The 17,377-nt window shown below is 40.3% G+C and carries 19 protein-coding genes; 9 read left to right on the plus strand and 10 right to left on the minus strand.

Annotated elements, in window-relative coordinates:
* Positions 1–109: 109 nt before the first annotated feature.
* From HT99x_RS04985 to HT99x_RS04995, 3 genes are all read right to left on the minus strand, one after another.
* Positions 110–658, minus strand: coding sequence for a hypothetical protein (locus tag HT99x_RS04985; protein ID WP_075067294.1), 549 nt, complete (start codon positions 656–658; stop codon positions 110–112).
* A gap of 96 nt (positions 659–754) precedes the next feature.
* The gene (locus HT99x_RS04990) at positions 755–1,348 is read right to left on the minus strand and encodes a hypothetical protein (RefSeq protein WP_075067295.1); all 594 of its coding nucleotides are present in this window, start codon (positions 1,346–1,348) and stop codon (positions 755–757) included.
* Between the two features lie 203 nt (positions 1,349–1,551).
* Positions 1,552–2,862, minus strand: a complete 1,311-nt coding sequence (locus HT99x_RS04995; RefSeq protein ID WP_075067296.1) for an FAD binding domain-containing protein — start codon at positions 2,860–2,862, stop codon at positions 1,552–1,554.
* A 103-nt stretch (positions 2,863–2,965) separates the two neighbouring features.
* Between HT99x_RS04995 and HT99x_RS05000 the strand changes: the two genes are divergently transcribed.
* The 5 genes from HT99x_RS05000 (at position 2,966) to HT99x_RS05020 (ending at position 6,937) form a co-directional block, all read left to right on the plus strand.
* Positions 2,966–3,238, plus strand: coding sequence for a hypothetical protein (locus HT99x_RS05000; protein ID WP_075067297.1), 273 nt, complete (start codon positions 2,966–2,968; stop codon positions 3,236–3,238).
* A gap of 234 nt (positions 3,239–3,472) precedes the next feature.
* Entirely contained in the window at positions 3,473–4,807 is a 1,335-nt protein-coding gene (locus HT99x_RS05005; protein WP_075067298.1) for an amino acid permease, read from the plus strand.
* Positions 4,808–4,901: 94 nt separating this feature from the next.
* On the plus strand, positions 4,902–5,261 hold the full coding sequence (locus tag HT99x_RS05010) for a hypothetical protein (RefSeq protein WP_075067299.1): 360 nt from the start codon (positions 4,902–4,904) through the stop codon (positions 5,259–5,261).
* Positions 5,262–5,331: 70 nt separating this feature from the next.
* Positions 5,332–5,901, plus strand: a complete 570-nt coding sequence (locus HT99x_RS05015) for an AAA family ATPase (protein WP_075067300.1) — start codon at positions 5,332–5,334, stop codon at positions 5,899–5,901.
* Positions 5,902–5,941: 40 nt separating this feature from the next.
* Positions 5,942–6,937, plus strand: a complete 996-nt coding sequence (locus HT99x_RS05020; RefSeq protein ID WP_075067301.1) for a hypothetical protein — start codon at positions 5,942–5,944, stop codon at positions 6,935–6,937.
* 68 nt (positions 6,938–7,005) lie between these two features.
* On the opposite strand, the gene HT99x_RS05025 is transcribed toward HT99x_RS05020, so the two are convergent.
* Entirely contained in the window at positions 7,006–7,596 is a 591-nt protein-coding gene (locus tag HT99x_RS05025; RefSeq protein ID WP_075067302.1) for a hypothetical protein, read from the minus strand.
* Between the two features lie 124 nt (positions 7,597–7,720).
* On the minus strand, positions 7,721–7,996 hold the full coding sequence (locus tag HT99x_RS05030) for a hypothetical protein (RefSeq protein ID WP_075067303.1): 276 nt from the start codon (positions 7,994–7,996) through the stop codon (positions 7,721–7,723).
* Between the two features lie 186 nt (positions 7,997–8,182).
* Between HT99x_RS05030 and HT99x_RS05035 the strand changes: the two genes are divergently transcribed.
* Positions 8,183–9,457, plus strand: coding sequence for an acetyl-CoA C-acetyltransferase (locus HT99x_RS05035; RefSeq protein ID WP_075067304.1), 1,275 nt, complete (start codon positions 8,183–8,185; stop codon positions 9,455–9,457).
* 70 nt (positions 9,458–9,527) lie between these two features.
* Entirely contained in the window at positions 9,528–10,835 is a 1,308-nt protein-coding gene (locus HT99x_RS05040; protein ID WP_075067305.1) for a phosphodiester glycosidase family protein, read from the plus strand.
* Here HT99x_RS05040 and HT99x_RS05045 read toward each other — a convergent pair.
* From HT99x_RS05045 to HT99x_RS05065, 5 genes are all read right to left on the minus strand, one after another.
* Entirely contained in the window at positions 10,832–12,541 is a 1,710-nt protein-coding gene (locus HT99x_RS05045) for a hypothetical protein (RefSeq protein WP_075067306.1), read from the minus strand. The two genes, HT99x_RS05040 and HT99x_RS05045, sit on opposite strands and share 4 nt — an antisense overlap.
* 81 nt (positions 12,542–12,622) lie before the next feature.
* Positions 12,623–14,008: an FAD-linked oxidase C-terminal domain-containing protein gene (locus tag HT99x_RS05050; RefSeq protein ID WP_075067307.1), complete on the minus strand. Its 1,386-nt coding sequence runs from the start codon at positions 14,006–14,008 to the stop codon at positions 12,623–12,625.
* A complete protein-coding gene (locus HT99x_RS05055) occupies positions 14,009–14,584 on the minus strand; it encodes a BON domain-containing protein (RefSeq protein WP_075067308.1) in 576 nt (191 codons plus the stop codon).
* Entirely contained in the window at positions 14,572–15,171 is a 600-nt protein-coding gene (locus HT99x_RS05060; RefSeq protein WP_075067309.1) for a phosphoheptose isomerase, read from the minus strand. The genes HT99x_RS05055 and HT99x_RS05060 overlap by 13 nt, the downstream gene beginning before the upstream one ends.
* A 49-nt stretch (positions 15,172–15,220) precedes the next feature.
* Positions 15,221–15,592, minus strand: coding sequence for a YraN family protein (locus HT99x_RS05065; RefSeq protein WP_075067310.1), 372 nt, complete (start codon positions 15,590–15,592; stop codon positions 15,221–15,223).
* On the opposite strand from HT99x_RS05065, the gene HT99x_RS05070 reads away from it, so the two are divergent.
* Complete coding sequence (locus tag HT99x_RS05070) at positions 15,593–16,615, plus strand: GDSL-type esterase/lipase family protein (protein WP_075067311.1); 1,023 nt, start codon at positions 15,593–15,595, stop codon at positions 16,613–16,615.
* Positions 16,612–17,322, plus strand: a complete 711-nt coding sequence (locus HT99x_RS05075; protein WP_158003413.1) for an alpha/beta fold hydrolase — start codon at positions 16,612–16,614, stop codon at positions 17,320–17,322. Before HT99x_RS05070 ends, HT99x_RS05075 begins: the two co-directional genes overlap by 4 nt.
* The last annotated feature ends 55 nt before the right edge of the window (positions 17,323–17,377 follow it).

Raw genomic sequence — 17,377 nt, forward strand, 5'->3', positions numbered from 1 at the left:
TCACCAAAGAAAGACTGAAGCGCCAACAATAAATTAACTGCAATTAGCAGGTCAACCTAAAGTGGATGTCCTGTTAATTTAACCAATCTAAAATGGATGTCCTCAGAAATTAAATTCGTTTGATGGGGGGGCGTTTGCCAGCGGGTTCACCTTCAATTGCGTTGCTAACATTTGCTATCTGATTACTTAAGATGCCTAATGCATCTGCTACTTTCTGATGGAGGAAAAAATAGCCAAGAAATCCGCCGGCAGCAGTCGATCCTGCAACGATGTATGGATACTGAGGATGCTGATTTAATCCAGTTGTTTTACCGACAATCGCAGTGAAGGCAAGAGCGCCACTTACGCCGAGCATTGCATTCGATTTGGCATTGACCGAACTGTACTGATCAATACTCTCTATTGCCGTGTTTAGGGTTTCTTTAATCGTTTTTTTAGCGGTTGCGGCTGCCTTCTCTGCATCAGGACGTTTACGATTAAACAAATCTTTGGCTTTATGCGAGAGTGCTTTTGCGCCTTCAGCCAGTTGTGGCGCTGCTAAAGTGAATGCAAAGCTTGCGACAGTTGTACCTACTGCAGTAAGCGGTGATAATTCAAATAAAAAACTGGTTCCGGTAGATGCTAATGCAACAATGGTTGCATTTTTAAACTGTGACATGACTAAACTCCATCATGAAAAAATAAAATGTCATGAGGCACTGAATCTAAAGATAAAGTGCCTTCATGAATAGACAGAAGAGGGTTGATGTTAGTCTTATTGTGTTGGTTTCTTCTTCTCTTTCTTATCTTTATCTTTATTTTCTTCGCCACTGTTCTCAGCAGTCGAGAGTTTAGTAGGAACTTTTGGTTTAAATGCTTTAGATGCGCTCTCTAGCATACTGCTGATTCGATGATTAGGAAATATAAAACCCAGAAAGCTACCTGTAACAGTTGAGCCAGCAACGGCATGAGGATAATAAGGGTGATCTTCTAATCCTGCTGCTTTAGCAATGCTCGTGCTCAGACTAAGGCCCATACTTGCACCCATTAACGTATTTTGTTCAGGATTGGTAGGGCTGACATTATAAAGCGCTTCTTTGGTTTTTCCGAAAAGGAATTTTGTTCCATCAACCGTTTTCCCGAAAAGGAATTTTGTACTAGAAGTAACGGCAGGCAGTCCTTGGTCTTTTACCCAATTGACTGTGCCAACACCCGCATTAACGGTCATATCAAAAGCCGTTGGCAAAATGAATGTAGTGACAAAGCTACCGGCAATAACGGGGCCTGCGACTTCAGGAGGTAAATTAAGTAAAAGGCTGACGCCGGTTCCTGTGAGAGCGGCTGTGATAGAATTTTTAAAGCGTGACATGAGCGTGTTTCCTTACAACAATAAACAACGCAGCTAAACTAAATCTTCTGGAATTTACTGTCAACAGGTGATGGAAAATAGCTGAGTTGAGCTACATTGATTATTTATCTGATATTTTCAGAAATGTTCGAATATATTGGGTGAAATACTGAGGCAGGCAAGCGCAATTTAAAAACCATTGCGCTTGTTATCAATCAACTTATTTATGACAAAGTAGTTTTGGCAATCTTCTTTGTTTCGTTTTTTGTTTCGTTAGTAGGGGATACTTTCTTTTGCTCTTCAATCGTTTGATCATACTGAACAGTCAATTTTTGATTAAGCGTCGATGGCGTATAATGCCAGGTTTTTCCAGCCATAATATTGTTCCACCATTCTTCCATTAAAGTAGGCGTCATTTCCGACCAGGGTGGTGTTTGTGCTACTAAACCCTGTCCCATATTTTGTGAAATGAAAAACAATTGTTCTGCTTTTAATTGTTGCTGCTGCTGCCATGCCTCAAAATCATTTGTTTCAAAGGCTTTTACTAAACTAAGGCTATCCATCAATGCTTTAACGACACCTGAAGCAGAATGAGGTCGTAAAATTAAGGCTGCATCACCAATTAGACATGTTTGATCTTGAAGCACCTTCGGGGCTTTTAAATCATACACGGCTTGTAAAAAAGGTTTTTCTGTATGACAGATGATTTGCGCGATGTCTGAGGGTAAATGTGTTGTTGCAAATAGATGAAGATGTTTTTGCGTTTCTTTATTAAGACCACCGGGTGGGATTGAAACCTCATGTTTATTACCATCGGTATCGATTAATTTATTTTCCAAATCGGCTTGCGAACATATTTCATACATCACCCAGTTCAATAAGGGAGCATCTGTTTGTTGACCCGGAATAATATATAAAAGAAGGTGGCCATTAGGATAGACAAAGTAAGGAATGTGTTCGCTAAAGAGTTCGTTGGATTTAACTTCATTGAGAGGGATGACGCCTCGCCAAGCAATGTAACCTGCATAGTGGTATGTTGTTTCTGAAAAGAAAGCATTACGTACACCAGAATGAATCCCATCTGCCCCAATCAAAAAGTCAAAGCTATACGAAGAGCCATCTTGCGTTTGCAGGTGGTATACTTTTTCTGTTTGCGATAAGGTTTCTACCATTTTCCCTTGGTGGTAATGGCTGTCAGGGATTCTTTTGCGTAACTGTGAATAGATATCAGACCAGTTAAGACACATGACGGCTATTGGTTGATCCCAGATGCTTTGATGGCTTTGGGTGATAAAAGAGCGGTGGCTAACGCTTAACCTGGAAATATCTTTATCAAACAGGTTAGCAGCAATGCATTGTTGGATTAAAGGTTCGGGTAAGACAATGCCAGCTCCACGTCCCTCAAGTGGATGTTCTGAGCGTTCTAAGATTGTTACCTTAGCACCAAGTTGCAAGAGCGAAGCGCCTACCGCTAAGCCAGCAATTGAGCCGCCGATAATTCCGATATGTTGTTCTTTCAATGGACCTGATTGCATCGATAACGTCTCCTTGTGACATCGTGGCAGGTATTGTGAAACAATATCCTTATCTTGCATAGGGAATTGATTTTTAAGTTAAAAGGCTAATATTAGGGGTAGTATGGGTAGGCATCAAAGCCTGGATAGTCATGTGAAAAAGAATTTGGAATGGCTAAAAGGCGTACCGGGTGTATCGAAAGTCATTATCGGTATTTCTGAAAGCTGTCGACACCGCTTTCCACCGGGTTTTATTCGTTTCAAACAGGATGTCGAAGGCGGGATTAAAATCAATGCTTATTCGGGTAATGGGGTAACCGATCTCTTTATTAAAATCGACCCGATAAGTGAAAGAGAAAACATCAAAAATGCGCTGAGCAAACGCTTCGATCGTTGAATTTTTCCATCAATAAACAGCTAATCCACCATTTATCGATTGACGGAATTTTTTATTTGCCAACTCTAAAATCTGTGTTATAAGTTTCTTTATAAACTTTCCGCTTTGAATTTATGTTGAGTGGGTATTAAATGTGTACTCTTAGGGCTTCTCTCCCGTACCAAAATTCAAACGCAAAGAGTATACCCACTGTCTCTATTCACTATCTGGCTACTGTTACCTGAGGAACGCTGAATGTCCCGAAAAATTGGTTTTTGGTCCGTTTTTCAATTGGTTACTGTCAGTCAATTTGGTTCAGGACTTTTATTGCCTGCCAACTTAGCACCTTATGGCACTTTAGGTTTAAAAGGGTGGGTACTATCTAGCATCGGTGCAATGATCCTCGCTCTCATGTTTGCTTTGCTGTGTATTCGCTATCCTCGAACAGGGGGGCCACACGCTTATGTTCATGAAGCGTTCGGGCCTTCAGCAGCCTTCTTCACCGGATGGACTTACTGGATTATTTCTTGGATTAGTACCACCGCTATCATTACCTCAGCAGTCGCTTACTTAACTCCCTTGATAGGGGAGCAATCGATGGCGTTTGAGATGTGCTTGGAGTTCTTCATTATTATTGCCGTCACTGCGGTCAATCTTAAAGGCGTCTATCGGGCTGGTAAGACTAACCTTTTAGTGATTGCCTTTAAAATCATACCTTTACTCATGGTGCCGGTCATTGCGCTTTTCTTCTTTGAGAAAGGTAATATTACCCCAGTTAACATTGCCCCTGATGAAATGGGGAGTGCTTTAAATAATGTCATGTTATTAACCCTATGGGGGTTCATTGGTTTTGAATCCGCTACCACGACCGCGGGGGATGTGAAAGATCCGGCTCGCATTTTCCCCAAAGCAATGGTGTTAGGGACGTTATTGGTTGCGGTTGTTTATTTTATTAGTAGCATTGGCATTATGGGTGTGATCCCAGGGGCAATCCTGGCGAATTCAGAATCCCCTTATGCTGATGCGGCGAAGGTCATTTTTGGTGGCCATTGGCATGTCTTGATTTCGTTGATTGCATGCTTTGTTTGTATTTCTGCAGTGAATGCTTGGACCTTGGCTAGCGGACAAATTGCTTTAGGGATTACCAAAGATAGGCTCATGCCTCGCTTTTTTGCCAAAACAAATAAGCATGGGGCGCCTGTCTTTGCGCTTATCTTTAGTTGCATTGGAACATTGCCATTAATTTACTTTACCCACAGTGATAATCTTGCTCAGAAAGTCAACACAATAATTGACTTATCGGTCACTTCCTTCCTTTTTGTGTACGTGATTTGTTGTATGTCGTTTTTAAAAATGATTTGGCAACAAAAACGCAGTGTCCGAGATTGGCAATGGTATTGTGGTTTCTTTTCACTCGCTTTTTGCCTATGGATTATGGCTTCTACGCCATTAAAAACGCTGGTAATTTGCAGCTTATTTGTTTTTAGTGGCCTTCCTATTTACCTTATCCGACGCAAGAAATTAAAAGTCGCATTGGCTGAAAATTTATTCCAACCAGCACCGTCGACCTTAGCGAGCGACGCACCTTAAACGATTTATATGCATATAGATTTGGACTTTGTTTTATTTTTATTATAGGATGCAAAAAGTTTTGACTTGTTAAACTTTATAAAAGGGAGAAAAGATGGCTACTGCTAAAAAGAAAGTTAAGGTTGTGAAGGCTACTAAGAAACCAGCGGCTAAAAAAGCTAAAGCTGCGCCTAAAGCAAAAGTTGCTAAAAAAGCCGTTGCTAAAAAAGCGAAAACCAAAGTAGCAAAAGCAAAAGTAGCTAAAGTAGCAAAACCCAAAGTAGCAAAAGCTGCTAAGCCAAAAGCGGCTAAAGCAAAAGTTGCTAAACCTGCTAAAGCAAAAGTTGCTAAAGCAAAGAAAGCTCCTGCTAAAGCTAAAAAAGCAGTTGCTAAAAAAGCTCCTGTTAAAGCAGGCGTTGCTAAAAAAAGAGGCCGTCCTAGCAAGAAAGCAGCTGCTTCAGTTGCAATGGCCTAAGGGCTTCTAACGATAGATACCTGCTAATAATATTATTGGCAGGTATCATCTCTCCTCAATATTTCAAATCATGTCATACAACTTACAATTGAGAAATAATTGCTATATCATCACCGGGGGACCTGGGGCTGGTAAAAGCACACTCATTGATGCATTCGCTCAACGTGGCTATCAAACGGTTGCAGAAGTGGGGCGCCAGATCATACTCGAAGAACTTGCAACGGGGGGTAATGCATTACATACCGCCGATCGATTAGCTTTTCGTGAACGTATGCTAATGGCTTCAATTGCAGATTATCAAAAAATCCATGAACAGAATAAACCCATTTTTTTTGATAGAGGGATCCCCGATCTCATTGGCTATTCTTATTTAATCAAGCACCCAGTCCCTAGTCATTATTGGCAAGCCACTCAAAAATTGCGTTATAACCCTACCGTTTTTATTGCGCCGCCTTGGATTGATATTTATCAGCAAGATTCAGAACGAAAACAAGATTTTCAGGAAGCGATTGATACCTATGAAGCTATTAAAAAAGGTTATCAAGACTGCGATTATATTCTAATTGAGCTACCCAAGGTTTCCGTTGAACAGAGAATTGCCTTTATGTTCGAAATAACGAATAATGTTAGTCCAAAATAAATGATATTTAACTAACATATTTCTAAAAAGAGGCTTATCTATGGCAGTTCGTGGCCCCATCCCCAATAAATTACTTATCATTCTCGATTTAGACTACACACACTACAATACGGAAAAAGATGGCATTGTGATGTTGGGTGAATTGAATGCAAGTGATGATGCCATTGCTTTGCAATGTGGGCTTATATTAGATCATGAATTAACATTGGAAGAAAAAATCCTCTTTACCAAAGAAAAAGCGAAGAATTGGTTACATTTCTATAAAACGCAAGTCGAAATCGCTAAAGCATCTGGCATTCAATTAGTTTTCGGAATTGTCACCAATAAAACACACTATGATGATATTGTTGAGCATGCTGTTATCGCCTTTAGAGAATTATTAGAACCAGGTCATTCAGGCATTTACGCTCATGATGAAAAAAATCAAGAATATTGTTTGATTAAACAGGGAAATGGTTATCACTACGAAAACCTGAATAAAGTTGAACAGCGTGGCTATATGGGTGACTGTCCTTTTTCACCGATTATTGTTGTCTACAAAGAAGATAAAGGGCCTCATATTCTGAGTATTGCCCAGCATCATGGAATCTTACCTGAGCATTGCCTTGTGTTAGATGATACGCCAGATGTTATCTTCGATGCGCAACGTTATGGAATACGGACCGTGAGTTTTCATGAATTTTGCCCTGCTATCCGTGAAGGCACAGAAAAAGCAGCATTATTTAAAAGATTAGATGATCCCCTCTTTGTGCAAGAGGTACTGCAGAAAAAACGTTTGGAAATTGTGAGCCATATTGAAGCAATGATTATGAGTGTTCAACAAAAGCGTATACAGACTATTTCGCACACGACTATCAAAGAAGACCCTAAAGATCCATTCGATATTTTACATAGTTGGGGTTCTTATCGGCTGCGATTTCCTTTGGCGAAGCTTGTGTTATCTTATTCGAATGCGAGTGGAGGGGGAGAAGCTTGCTCATCGTATTCTGCTTCATCAAATTCTGAGCAGGATGTTGGATTTCGCCGTACGCCTTAACGGTTCTCATTTAAAGGGACACTTCAAAATGCTTTGCATCTTGAAGTGTCTTCACAATAATAGGGGGATTATTTATTGGCGTTTCTTTTGTTTAAAACGGCTTTTAAGCGAGTTTCAAGTTCGTGATATTGCGCTAAAAGTGCTTGGTGATTTTTCTCTGCAACATTAAACAAGTCACTGGCTTTGGATTGAATATTTTCTAATTCTTCAATCCACTCTTTACTATGGGTTTGGCTCATTTCTTGCCAGGCATTGACTTGATCGGTCACATTTTTTTGAAAATCAACGAAAGTCGTTTGCATAAAATCATGTGGATTTAATTTGAGAGGTTCTTTAGCCTTATCCCAATAAGCTTGGTTTAATTCTCGAGCTTGCTTAATATATTTTGCGAGATCAGTTTGAACATGATCAAAAGCCTTTTTGGCTTTTTCGCTATATTTGTCTCGATTTTCTTCAGCAAGTTCAAATAAATGTTGATGTTGTTCTTCGCAAAGGGCCATCATCGATTTAAAATAATCGGCTAATACTTTATTGATTTCATGAAGCAATTGAGAGACTTCAGAGTCATTGGAGGCTTGTTGCAGCTTTTTTAACAGCTCATCAAAATCGTATACGTAAGCTGAAAAAGGGTTTTGTTTAGTGTGAGAAGTACTGGCCATGATAGTCTCCCTTGCCCGGGTATTCTAGAAAATGTGACATACTTTAAAGATAGTTCTAAATCGTCTGTAGCATATGTGTTAAAATTGACAGAACTCCATAAATATACCCGGTGCACTTGCAACCCTACATGATGCCAATCTTTTCATAAGTCGCCACCATGACTTTTCCTATGTAATGCGCAGAAATAGGGAACAGCATACCACCTATCATGGCGCCTAGAGCACCACCCAGCAGGGGGTAACTAGAAAGTTTAATTAAGCCCGTGAAACCCCCAATGATAATACCAACGGTTGCTATAAAACTGATATCTTCTTTTGTCAGGACTTTACCATCACAATCGATCGTTTCAGGGAATCCACCACCAATAAAATGACATAGATCGAGTGACAACTCTTGCATAAATTGACTTCCACACTGTAATTTGTTGGGTTTCTAGATAGAAAATGAATTACATTTTAAATAATATATTTAATTTAATACAGTCACTTTATAACCTCAAATTCTAAATATCATATTTGCTGATTTTTTATGCATATATAGAAAGTGGAAGCCGGACTATGCTTTTTGGCAGGAGGATTATCGAACATGAAAACAAGACCTGTTTATATTTCAGGGGGAAGCCGTACACCCTTTGTAAAATCCATGACTCATTATCATGGTATTACGACGCAAACATTAATGACGCAAACATTACAATCACTCATTCAAAGAGTGAAACTGGATGGAGTGATGGTGGGAGATGTTGGGCTTGGTGCGGTCATGAATAGCTCAAAGAATTGGAATCTTGCTAGAGAATGTGTTCTTGGCACCACACTTTCTCCTTATACACCAGGCTATACGTTGCAGCGTGCTTGTGGAACCAGTCTTGAAACCACTTTGCAACTTTGTCTTAAAATTGCCAATTATCAGATTGATAATGCGATTGCGGGTGGGGTTGATACCAATAGCGATTTGCCGCTGATGGTCAATCATCAATTCGCTCAAAAATTACTTGCTTTACACTCCGCAAAAGATTTTTTGAGTAAACTGAAAATTATTGGACGCTTACGCCCTAGTGATTTAAAGCCTGATTTTCCTGCGGTGGTTGAACCTCGTACCCATCTTTCGATGGGGGAGCATTGTGAAAAGATGGTTAAAGAATGGCACATTTCACGGGAGGCGCAAGATGCGCTTTCTTTGCGTAGCCACCAAAATGGGGTTGCAGCCTATGAAAAAGGTTTTTATGAGGATTTAATATTTGAATATCAAGGATTAAAGCGAGATACGCTGCTACGAAGTGATACAACCCTAGAAAAATTAGCCAAGTTGAAACCCGCTTTTGATTTTACAGGAAAAGGGACGCTAACAGCAGGTAATAGTAGTCCATTGACTGATGGCGCTGCCGCCGTTTTCTTAACCTCTGAAGAGGATGCTAAGCAAAACAATCATCCTTTATTGGCACGGTTTGTTGATGCCCAAGCCGCAGCGATTGATTTTGTGGGTGGTGATGGCTTATTAATGGCACCGACTATCGCTGTCAGTCAGTTATTAAAACGTAATCAACTTACCTTGCAGGATTTTGATTTTTATGAAATTCATGAAGCTTTTGCAGGACAAGTGCTTTGTACCCTAAAAGCATGGGAGTCAGATGAATATTGTAAGAAAATATTGAAGCTTGATAAAGCTTTAGGCCCCATCGAACAAAATAAGATTAATGTCAATGGAAGTAGCATTGCATTAGGACATCCCTTTGCGGCAACCGGTGCAAGAATTGTGGCAACTTTAGCCAAAATACTTCATCAACATGGCAAAGGGCGCGGACTTATTTCTATTTGCACAGCGGGGGGCATGGGTGTAGCTGCCATCCTGGAAACGGTTTAATTCAAGTTAAATTGATTAAAAAGCATAGTTTAGTTACTATGCTTTTTTTTTTAATGCATTGAGAAAATGAATGATCAGTGGTACTACAACATCAAGCGATACACCTTCATTAAATGAAGTTCCCTCATTAAATGAACCTCCCTTATCAAAGGATGTTCTCTTATCACATAATGCTTCTTCATTGCATGATGTTTCTTCATCACAGGATGCTGACTCATTTTATCTACGGGCTCGAGAATGTCTTCAAGAAAATAAAGTCATTCGAGTTGGCGAGGGAATTGAGACAACACGCATTGTCACTGCAAAATTGAGTGAGCGGTTTGGTGATGAAGCCTTACCGCTTGATAGAGAAAAGCCACATGAGATTATGGTAACTCGTATAGATCTAACTAAGGTTATATTAGCACTAGCTTCTAATCAAGGAACGCCTGATGCAATGATGCGCTACCTCAAACAAGAAGGTGCTAATTATGGTGCTCTTATTAATGGTGGATTTTATGCGATTAACGGATTTTATGAATTAAGAACAAATCATCCGGTTGGTTTGCATCGTTTTACTCATACTGTGAGTTTGGGAAAACATGCTGATATTATTCGTAAAGATTTTGATAATACCAATGCTTTTTTTACCCATGATCCACAAGCACTGACAGGTTCATTTGAACATTATGAGCAATTTCCTGAAATTGATACGCGATTACACCTTCAAACACAAACACCTTTTGCCGTAAAACAGTACTATGGCTTATTTCGGATCACTCATGCTGGAACGGCTGATATTACGTCGTTAACGCAATATCAACCATCATCCTTCAAATCCTATTTAGAAGAGGCAAAATATCTTTTAAGCTCAGGGCCATTATTAGTTGAAGATAATGAACTTCGCTTTACTGGAGAAGACTTGAAGCGAGCGGATTTTCAATTTAAGACAATTTATGACCGGTTCGGTGGGCATCCTGGTTCTGTGCCACCGGGGACGTTCTATCATGCTGACCAAGTTAATCCACGTTCAGCAATTGGTTTTAACAATGAAAATGAATTATTGATGGTCACAGTCAAAGGAGAAGAAGATCCTTCGCGTCGAGATGGGATGAGGTTGGATCAGATGGCATTATTAATGAAATTACTGGGAGCAAAAGTTGCTTTGAATTTAGATGGCGGTTATTCATCCTGCCAAGGCATTTTTGAACAAGAGAAAATGAAGAGCCCTCTTTTTATTAAAAAGCCTGGTCGAGAGTCTTTAGTGCCTTATGCGATTATCGCTACACAACAAGTTGATAATGGCCCGGGTATGCCAATCCCACCAAGTGAGAATGATTCGAACTCAGATAGTAATAAACGAAGACTGTGTGGTGTTAAGAAAAAACTCGAGTTTTAGTATTTTAATAAATCGCGAGGTTTTTGCTGTTGTTTGTCTTCTATTGCTAAAGAGGCGCCCGCTTGCTCGAGCAGGTGGGCTCTGCTTAATTTATGATTAGCATACGCAAAATGTAATGCAGTGCGTCCCGTTGTTTCACTGATTTCATCTAACACAACGGGATATTTTTCCATGAGAAATGCCATCTGACGTTTTGAGCCAAAGCCTGAGGCAAATCGACGTAAAGCTTGACCAGGTAAAGTGGTTTTCATTTTAGCCAATACGGCTTCGACATTGAGATCGGAATAAAGATCATCACTGGCTCTTTGGCGTAAGGAATGTCTTCTCGCATGGATATAAGAATATTGTTGTTCTTGATTATCGGGCGATGCAAATGCTGTTGGGGGTAACGCATAAAGCATTTTTAAGTCAGCGATTAACGTGTCAACTTTTTTGGTTTGACCGGAATTCAGCTTAAGCAAATTACCCTTCATTTCAGTAAACGACTGTCCCATCATCACGGCTTTCTCACCAAGGGCGGTGACGTCTCGCCAAGTAACGCCTTCAATAGGCGGCAAAACAACTTGATCTCGATTTCGTAAGAAACAAGGTTGAGCAACGGGGTCCTTTTTTGCAAGCTCTGCAAAGGTTAATTTGCTGATTTCACCACTTAAGGCAAGTGAAAAGGTGTAACAACTATTATAATCTTTCAGTAAGTTGGTTTGAATGGCAATCACTGCTGTTGATATTTGTGCTTTGTTTAATTCAAGCAAGAGATTTTCTAAAAATTGTGCTTGGTAAGCTAAGCAAGCAGGCTCTGCACAGATTATTTCAAGGCATTGGGTCTCTACATTTTTACTGACATCCAGCACCATGGCATGACCTTGCCCTAAGATATCTACAATAAATTGTGTTCGGGGTTGCAGTGCGTTATGAATAGACTGTATTTTTTTTAGCAAACTTTGTAAAACCGTCTGATCAATTTTACGTTGTGTATGGGTTTGCTGATTAAAAATTAATTCAGCATGGAACTTGCCTTGTCGTTGGCGTGATAAGTTATTTTTACGTTCAATATGAAATTGCATTTCTTTGAAATCAAAAGCATTAGGATGGTAGCAACTTTCTAATCTGTAAAATTGATTAAGCAATTTTTGTTTGAAGGCGGTGAGTTCAATATTTAAAGCTTCATCAGAGAGTGGCAATTGATAGCGATCCGCACGTTTAAATCCCGCTCGGGTAATATCTAATGCTTTAATCAATGCGCTTCTTTCTTTAACCGTTAAATTCGAGGCAAGAGGCGCATGACTATAAAGAGCGGCGATGCTCTCATAAGTAAAAATAGTATGTAATAAACACAAATCACCAAAGCATTGCTGCTGTGCTGGATCGTTTAAGATGGTAGAGAATAAAGTTTCGTCATCTTCTAAACGTGCGATAATGTGAACAAGTAAATGACACAAATGTTCTCTTTTGGCGGGCAAAAGCTCTTTGGGAAGTGTACCACTTACATAGAGTCCAAACGTTTGAAATAAGGAGGTAAAGGCCATGGACATATTGGGGGGGATCTTAAAAGAAAGCTGTCCCCATTGTTTATTGGCGGCGCCTATTGAACGACCGAAATAGAAAGCGAGTGGTTTACTGATTGAGGGTGTGATAAGTTCAATGGTTTCTTCCAAGCTATCATCTGTTTTCAATGTCATTTGGGAAAATGCTTGTTCAAGAGCCATGGCACACCTAAGTTAGCTAATACATTAAAAATAATGCTGCTATTATACCTATGACACTGCAAGATGCGAAGTTTAAATGAATTAAGTCAGCGGAAATAGTTTATCAGGGTTTAGAATCATTTTAGGGTCAAATTGGGCTTTAATTTTTTTCATTAAAGCAATACTTGCAGGTGAAAGCTCTTTATTCACATAATCACGCTTTTCAACGCCCACGCCATGCTCACCCGATAAGCTGCCTTGTAATGCAACCACTTTATCAAATAATAAATTAAGGCATGCTTTGGCTTTAGGACCTTGCACAGGATCATGTGGATCAACCAATAAATTGACATGCAAATTACCATTACCGGCATGACCGAAATTAACAATTGTGATATCAAAAGTAGCGGCAAGTTCCTCGGTGTAAGCAAGTAAAGTTGGGATTTGTGACACAGGAACTACCACATCTTCGTTGATTTTATGCGGGGATAAACTACGTAGTGCTTGCGAGAGCGATTTGCGAATAGCCCATAATTTTTCCGCTTCTTCGTTATTATGCGCAATGGCTAAATCAATGAGACCGGGATGGGCTGCCGCCTTTTTCATTAATTCGACATCGTGCGCCATGGCGCCACTTGAACCATCGACTTCAATCATTAGCATACTGCCAGCGGATTCAGGCAAATCCGCGTTGGCATGTTTGCGGATCATCTGAATGGCATTACCATCAATAAATTCACAGCCACAAGGCGTAATTGATTGCGACATGATTTGCGCAACGGCTTGTGCAGCACTGACATTATCGCGATAAAAAGCGCGAAGTGTCCGTTTGGCTTCAGGTAGAGGGGTTAATTTTAAAATGGCTTGAGAAATAATGGCCAGTGTTCCTTCTTGGCCGATTAAGAGCCGCGTAAAATCATAGCCTACAACGCCTTTGGTGGTATGAACACCACATTCAATCACCTCTCCTGTACCCGTAATCGCCGTTAATCCAAGCACATTATCACGAGTAGAGCCGTATTTAAGGCTACGTGGGCCGGAAGCATTACAAGCTAAATTACCCCCGATAGAGCAATAGGGTGAGCTGGTGGGATCAGGGGGCCAAAAAAAACCAATCTCTTTGGCTTTGGCTTGCACCGTGGCATTTAAAACACCCGGCTCAACTATCATGGAGCGGTTAGTGGCATCCGCTTGCAAAATCGTTTGCATGCGTTCTAAAGAGAGCACAACACCGCCTTTTAGTGGGATTGCCGCACCCGTGGTGCCACTGGCTCGACCCCTTGCGGTCAGCGGCACACCATGTTCATAGCAGAGTTTAACGATATTAATAATGTCTTCTTGGCTGTGCGCAAAAACAACCGCATTAGGAAGAGCATGCTTGCGGCTATTGTCATATCCATAAACCCAGCAGTCGCTGGGCTGCGTGTAAAATTGATTAGCAGCAAAAAGGGCATTTAATTGCTGTTGAAATTGCGCAGTCAGTTCCATCTAAGCCTTTTCATATTCAAATATTTTAACAACTTTTTTAACCCCTTTGACATGTCTTGCGATATCAACCGCAACAAATTCTTCTTCTTTTTTGATAAGCCCTAGTAAATAGACGATACCATCTTCAGTAACGACCTTAACGCGGGTTGGGTTAAAATCTTGCGTGACAGCCATTTCACCTTTGATCTTAGTCGTGATCCAGCTATCTTTGGAACGAGTTAATAAAGGTGTTGGCGAATTGAGCTGAATTTCGTTATGTAATTGTTTCACTTTAGCAACACGTTTCACTGCGTCTTCTATGTCACTACGCATTTTCCGGGTAGGCACTTGCCCAACCAATAACACGCGATTGTTATAGCTCACAGCAGCAACATGCACATTGGGATCTTCTTCCGTGACATCATGGATGGCGCGCGTGCATTTAAGTTGAATACTTTTATCTTCAACGATAGTACCTGGTGTGCGTCTATCTTGGGCCATCATGACGCTGGAAGCGGCGCCTCCTGCAACCACGGCTGCACAACCTTGAAGTAAACCCAACACGATTGGGATACAGAGTAGTTTTATTTTATGCATGATAAGGGTCCAAACTCTTGATCGATATAATCACAAAGACAATGAATCAATAGCAAATGTACTTCTTGGATCCTGGCTGTTGATTGGCCTGGTACTCTTAATTCGATATCGTCAGCTTTTAAAATACGAGCGACATCGCCTCCTTCTTTGCCAGTGAAAGCAATGACTTTCATGCCTTTACTATGCGCTGCGTAAATCGCATTGATAATATTGGCAGAACGACCACTGGTACTGATAGCTAATAAAATATCACCTTCTTGTCCCAGCCCTTTGATCTGTCTGGAAAAGATTTCATCATAGCTATAATCATTGGCAATAGAGGTGACAGTAGATGCATCAGTAGTGAGTGCAAACGCTGGCAGACTCATTCGTTCCTTTTCAAAGCGATTAAGTAATTCAGATGAAAAGTGTTGTGCGTCAGCAGCTGAGCCACCGTTGCCGCATGAAAGTATCTTACGGTTATTTTTCAGTGCTTCAACCATGCATTCTGCGGCTTGTAAAATAACCGGCGGCATGACATCTAAGGCTGCTAATTTTGTATCGATGCTATCGTGAAAAAGTTTTCGAATTCGTTCTTCTTTAATCATAATGAGTTTTATAGCTAATTAAGTAGCTTTCTGACAGTAATAGACAAAATCATTGTACTCCAAACGCATCCGGGATCCAGGTGATTTTGAGATTTGGTTGGTTACCTAGTATCGCAATCACATCAAAACGTGCCAGTAAATCATCTGTGAAGGGGTGAGTTTGTTGATAAAGTAAGGCTGTGCGAATGAGACGGCGTTGTTTGGCGGGGGTAATGGTTTCTTCAGGCGTACCAAACTCGTCTGTTTCACGAAAACGCACCTCAACAAAAACCAGGGTGTGTTGGTCTTGCATAATGAGATCGATTTCACCAAGCGGGGTGCGATATTGGCGTTTAATTAACCGCAAGCCTTGCCTCTGTAAGTAATCTTTGGCAAGCTCTTCGGCCTGATTGCCCGTTATTTGAGTAGCGCTAAAATTCATATGTCAGAGAATACCGTATCTGTTTTTGAAAAACATCCGAAAAAAACATTGATGATAGCTTTGTTTTTGCTATCAATGTTGCTATATGGCTTGAGTAGCTTAAAGCTTTTCAATAATCAATATACTGAGTTTGAAAGCAAAAATTTGAAAACTATTTTACATCAATATTTTGTTGGTAGAGTCGTTGAAAATAATGTAGGTCGTTTTATTAAACTGCGTGAACATTCGCCAGAGACGGCTCGTTATGAACGACCCAGTCGCAATTATATCAGTCATATTGCGCCCAATACGGTAGAACGTAAGTATTATAAAATATCAACCGATCGACATGGTTTTATTGGTCCTTCAGAGATCCACACCAATCCAGATATTAAAATTGTCTTTTTGGGTGGCTCAACCACCGAATGTTTATATATGCAAGAACAGGAACGTTTCCCTTATTTAGTGGGACGCCAATTAGAAAAATCGTTAGCGAAAAAAGTAAACACTTATAACGGTGGAGTTTCGGCGAATGAGTCGATGCATTCTCTCAATATTTTGATGAATAAAGTGTTACCGATGAAACCACAAATAGTGGTTTTTATGCACAACATTAACGACTTGGTTATTTTGCGATCTCAAGGCACTTATTGGTATGAGAATTCATTAAAAAGTCATGTACAAAGTAAAAAGACATTATTAACGCGTTATGAATTTCCAGAAAATCACCATGAAGCCACTGAATCTGATTTAATGGCAGAGTTTAGTAGAAATTTACGAACGTTTATTGCGATTTGCCGAATTCGAGATATTCAACCCATATTAATGACTCAAGCAAACCGAGTGGAAAATGATGCACTTTATCATCGTTTTAATGAGATCATTCGCGAGGTGGGCAAACAAGAACAAGTGAAGGTGATTGATTTAGCCACAGCAATCCCCAAAGAAACCGATTACCTTTACGATTCTTATCATTACACGGCGAAAGGCGCAGCATTAGCTGCTAATACTATCGCCGAACAATTACAAAAGGTTTTATCGTGATCTTCCTTTTGATACACGGCTCATGGCATGGCGCCTGGTGCTGGGAGAAGGTGAAGCCATTATTGGAACTTGCTGGGCACCAGGTATTAGCGCCTGATTTACCAGGACACGGAGAAGATAAGACACCGTTAGAGGGTATTACTTTACGGAGCTATGTAGATTGTATTGCGAACCGCTTAAAAACATTAGATGAACCCGCTATTTTAGTTGGCCACAGTATGGCAGGTATGGTGATCTCACAGGTAGCTGAATATTTTCCGGAAAAAATAAGGGCTTCAGTTTATATCGCAGGTTTTATGCCACAAAATGGTGAATCTTTATTGTCGCTGGCCCGCTTGCAAAAATTGAATAAAATCACGGCCAATATTCGTAGTGTGCCGCAAGAGAACGCGATTTATTTTCCTCTAGAAATGATGGAACATTTTGCTTACAACACCTGTCCAGAGGGCGTTTTTTCACGTCTTGAAGGAAGATTTTGTGTTGAGCCTTATCTGCCTTATGTCACGCCTGTATGTATTACCCGTGAACGTTATGGTCAAGTGCCACGGGTTTATATTTTGTGCGAGGAAGATAAAGCCGTTCTCTTATCTTCTCAGCAAAGAATGCTGAAGCATTCTCCCTGCAATGCCTTTACGTTAGCTTGCGATCATTCTCCTTTTTATTCTGATCCTGAAGGTTTAGTTGAATTGCTTCTGAAGCTCACCTAAGCTGACAAACCAGAATACTGCACTAAACTTCCTTTACAGACAGCCAATTCTATCT

It is taken from the genome of Candidatus Berkiella aquae, assembly GCF_001431295.2.
Lineage (GTDB): Bacteria > Pseudomonadota > Gammaproteobacteria > Berkiellales > Berkiellaceae > Berkiella > Berkiella aquae.

What these genes read in the sequence shown, in the direction of transcription:
- HT99x_RS04985 (WP_075067294.1), bottom strand. Translation starts at nt 658, where the DNA reads ATGTCACAGTTTAAAAATGCAACCATTGTTGCATTAGCATCTACCGGA.
- HT99x_RS04990 (WP_075067295.1), bottom strand. Translation starts at nt 1,348, where the DNA reads ATGTCACGCTTTAAAAATTCTATCACAGCCGCTCTCACAGGAACCGGC.
- HT99x_RS04995 (WP_075067296.1), bottom strand. Translation starts at nt 2,862, where the DNA reads ATGCAATCAGGTCCATTGAAAGAACAACATATCGGAATTATCGGCGGC.
- HT99x_RS05000 (WP_075067297.1), top strand. Translation starts at nt 2,966, where the DNA reads ATGGGTAGGCATCAAAGCCTGGATAGTCATGTGAAAAAGAATTTGGAA.
- HT99x_RS05005 (WP_075067298.1), top strand. Translation starts at nt 3,473, where the DNA reads ATGTCCCGAAAAATTGGTTTTTGGTCCGTTTTTCAATTGGTTACTGTC.
- HT99x_RS05010 (WP_075067299.1), top strand. Translation starts at nt 4,902, where the DNA reads ATGGCTACTGCTAAAAAGAAAGTTAAGGTTGTGAAGGCTACTAAGAAA.
- HT99x_RS05015 (WP_075067300.1), top strand. Translation starts at nt 5,332, where the DNA reads ATGTCATACAACTTACAATTGAGAAATAATTGCTATATCATCACCGGG.
- HT99x_RS05020 (WP_075067301.1), top strand. Translation starts at nt 5,942, where the DNA reads ATGGCAGTTCGTGGCCCCATCCCCAATAAATTACTTATCATTCTCGAT.
- HT99x_RS05025 (WP_075067302.1), bottom strand. Translation starts at nt 7,596, where the DNA reads ATGGCCAGTACTTCTCACACTAAACAAAACCCTTTTTCAGCTTACGTA.
- HT99x_RS05030 (WP_075067303.1), bottom strand. Translation starts at nt 7,996, where the DNA reads ATGCAAGAGTTGTCACTCGATCTATGTCATTTTATTGGTGGTGGATTC.
- HT99x_RS05035 (WP_075067304.1), top strand. Translation starts at nt 8,183, where the DNA reads ATGAAAACAAGACCTGTTTATATTTCAGGGGGAAGCCGTACACCCTTT.
- HT99x_RS05040 (WP_075067305.1), top strand. Translation starts at nt 9,528, where the DNA reads ATGATCAGTGGTACTACAACATCAAGCGATACACCTTCATTAAATGAA.
- HT99x_RS05045 (WP_075067306.1), bottom strand. Translation starts at nt 12,541, where the DNA reads ATGGCTCTTGAACAAGCATTTTCCCAAATGACATTGAAAACAGATGAT.
- HT99x_RS05050 (WP_075067307.1), bottom strand. Translation starts at nt 14,008, where the DNA reads ATGGAACTGACTGCGCAATTTCAACAGCAATTAAATGCCCTTTTTGCT.
- HT99x_RS05055 (WP_075067308.1), bottom strand. Translation starts at nt 14,584, where the DNA reads ATGCATAAAATAAAACTACTCTGTATCCCAATCGTGTTGGGTTTACTT.
- HT99x_RS05060 (WP_075067309.1), bottom strand. Translation starts at nt 15,171, where the DNA reads ATGATTAAAGAAGAACGAATTCGAAAACTTTTTCACGATAGCATCGAT.
- HT99x_RS05065 (WP_075067310.1), bottom strand. Translation starts at nt 15,592, where the DNA reads ATGAATTTTAGCGCTACTCAAATAACGGGCAATCAGGCCGAAGAGCTT.
- HT99x_RS05070 (WP_075067311.1), top strand. Translation starts at nt 15,593, where the DNA reads ATGTCAGAGAATACCGTATCTGTTTTTGAAAAACATCCGAAAAAAACA.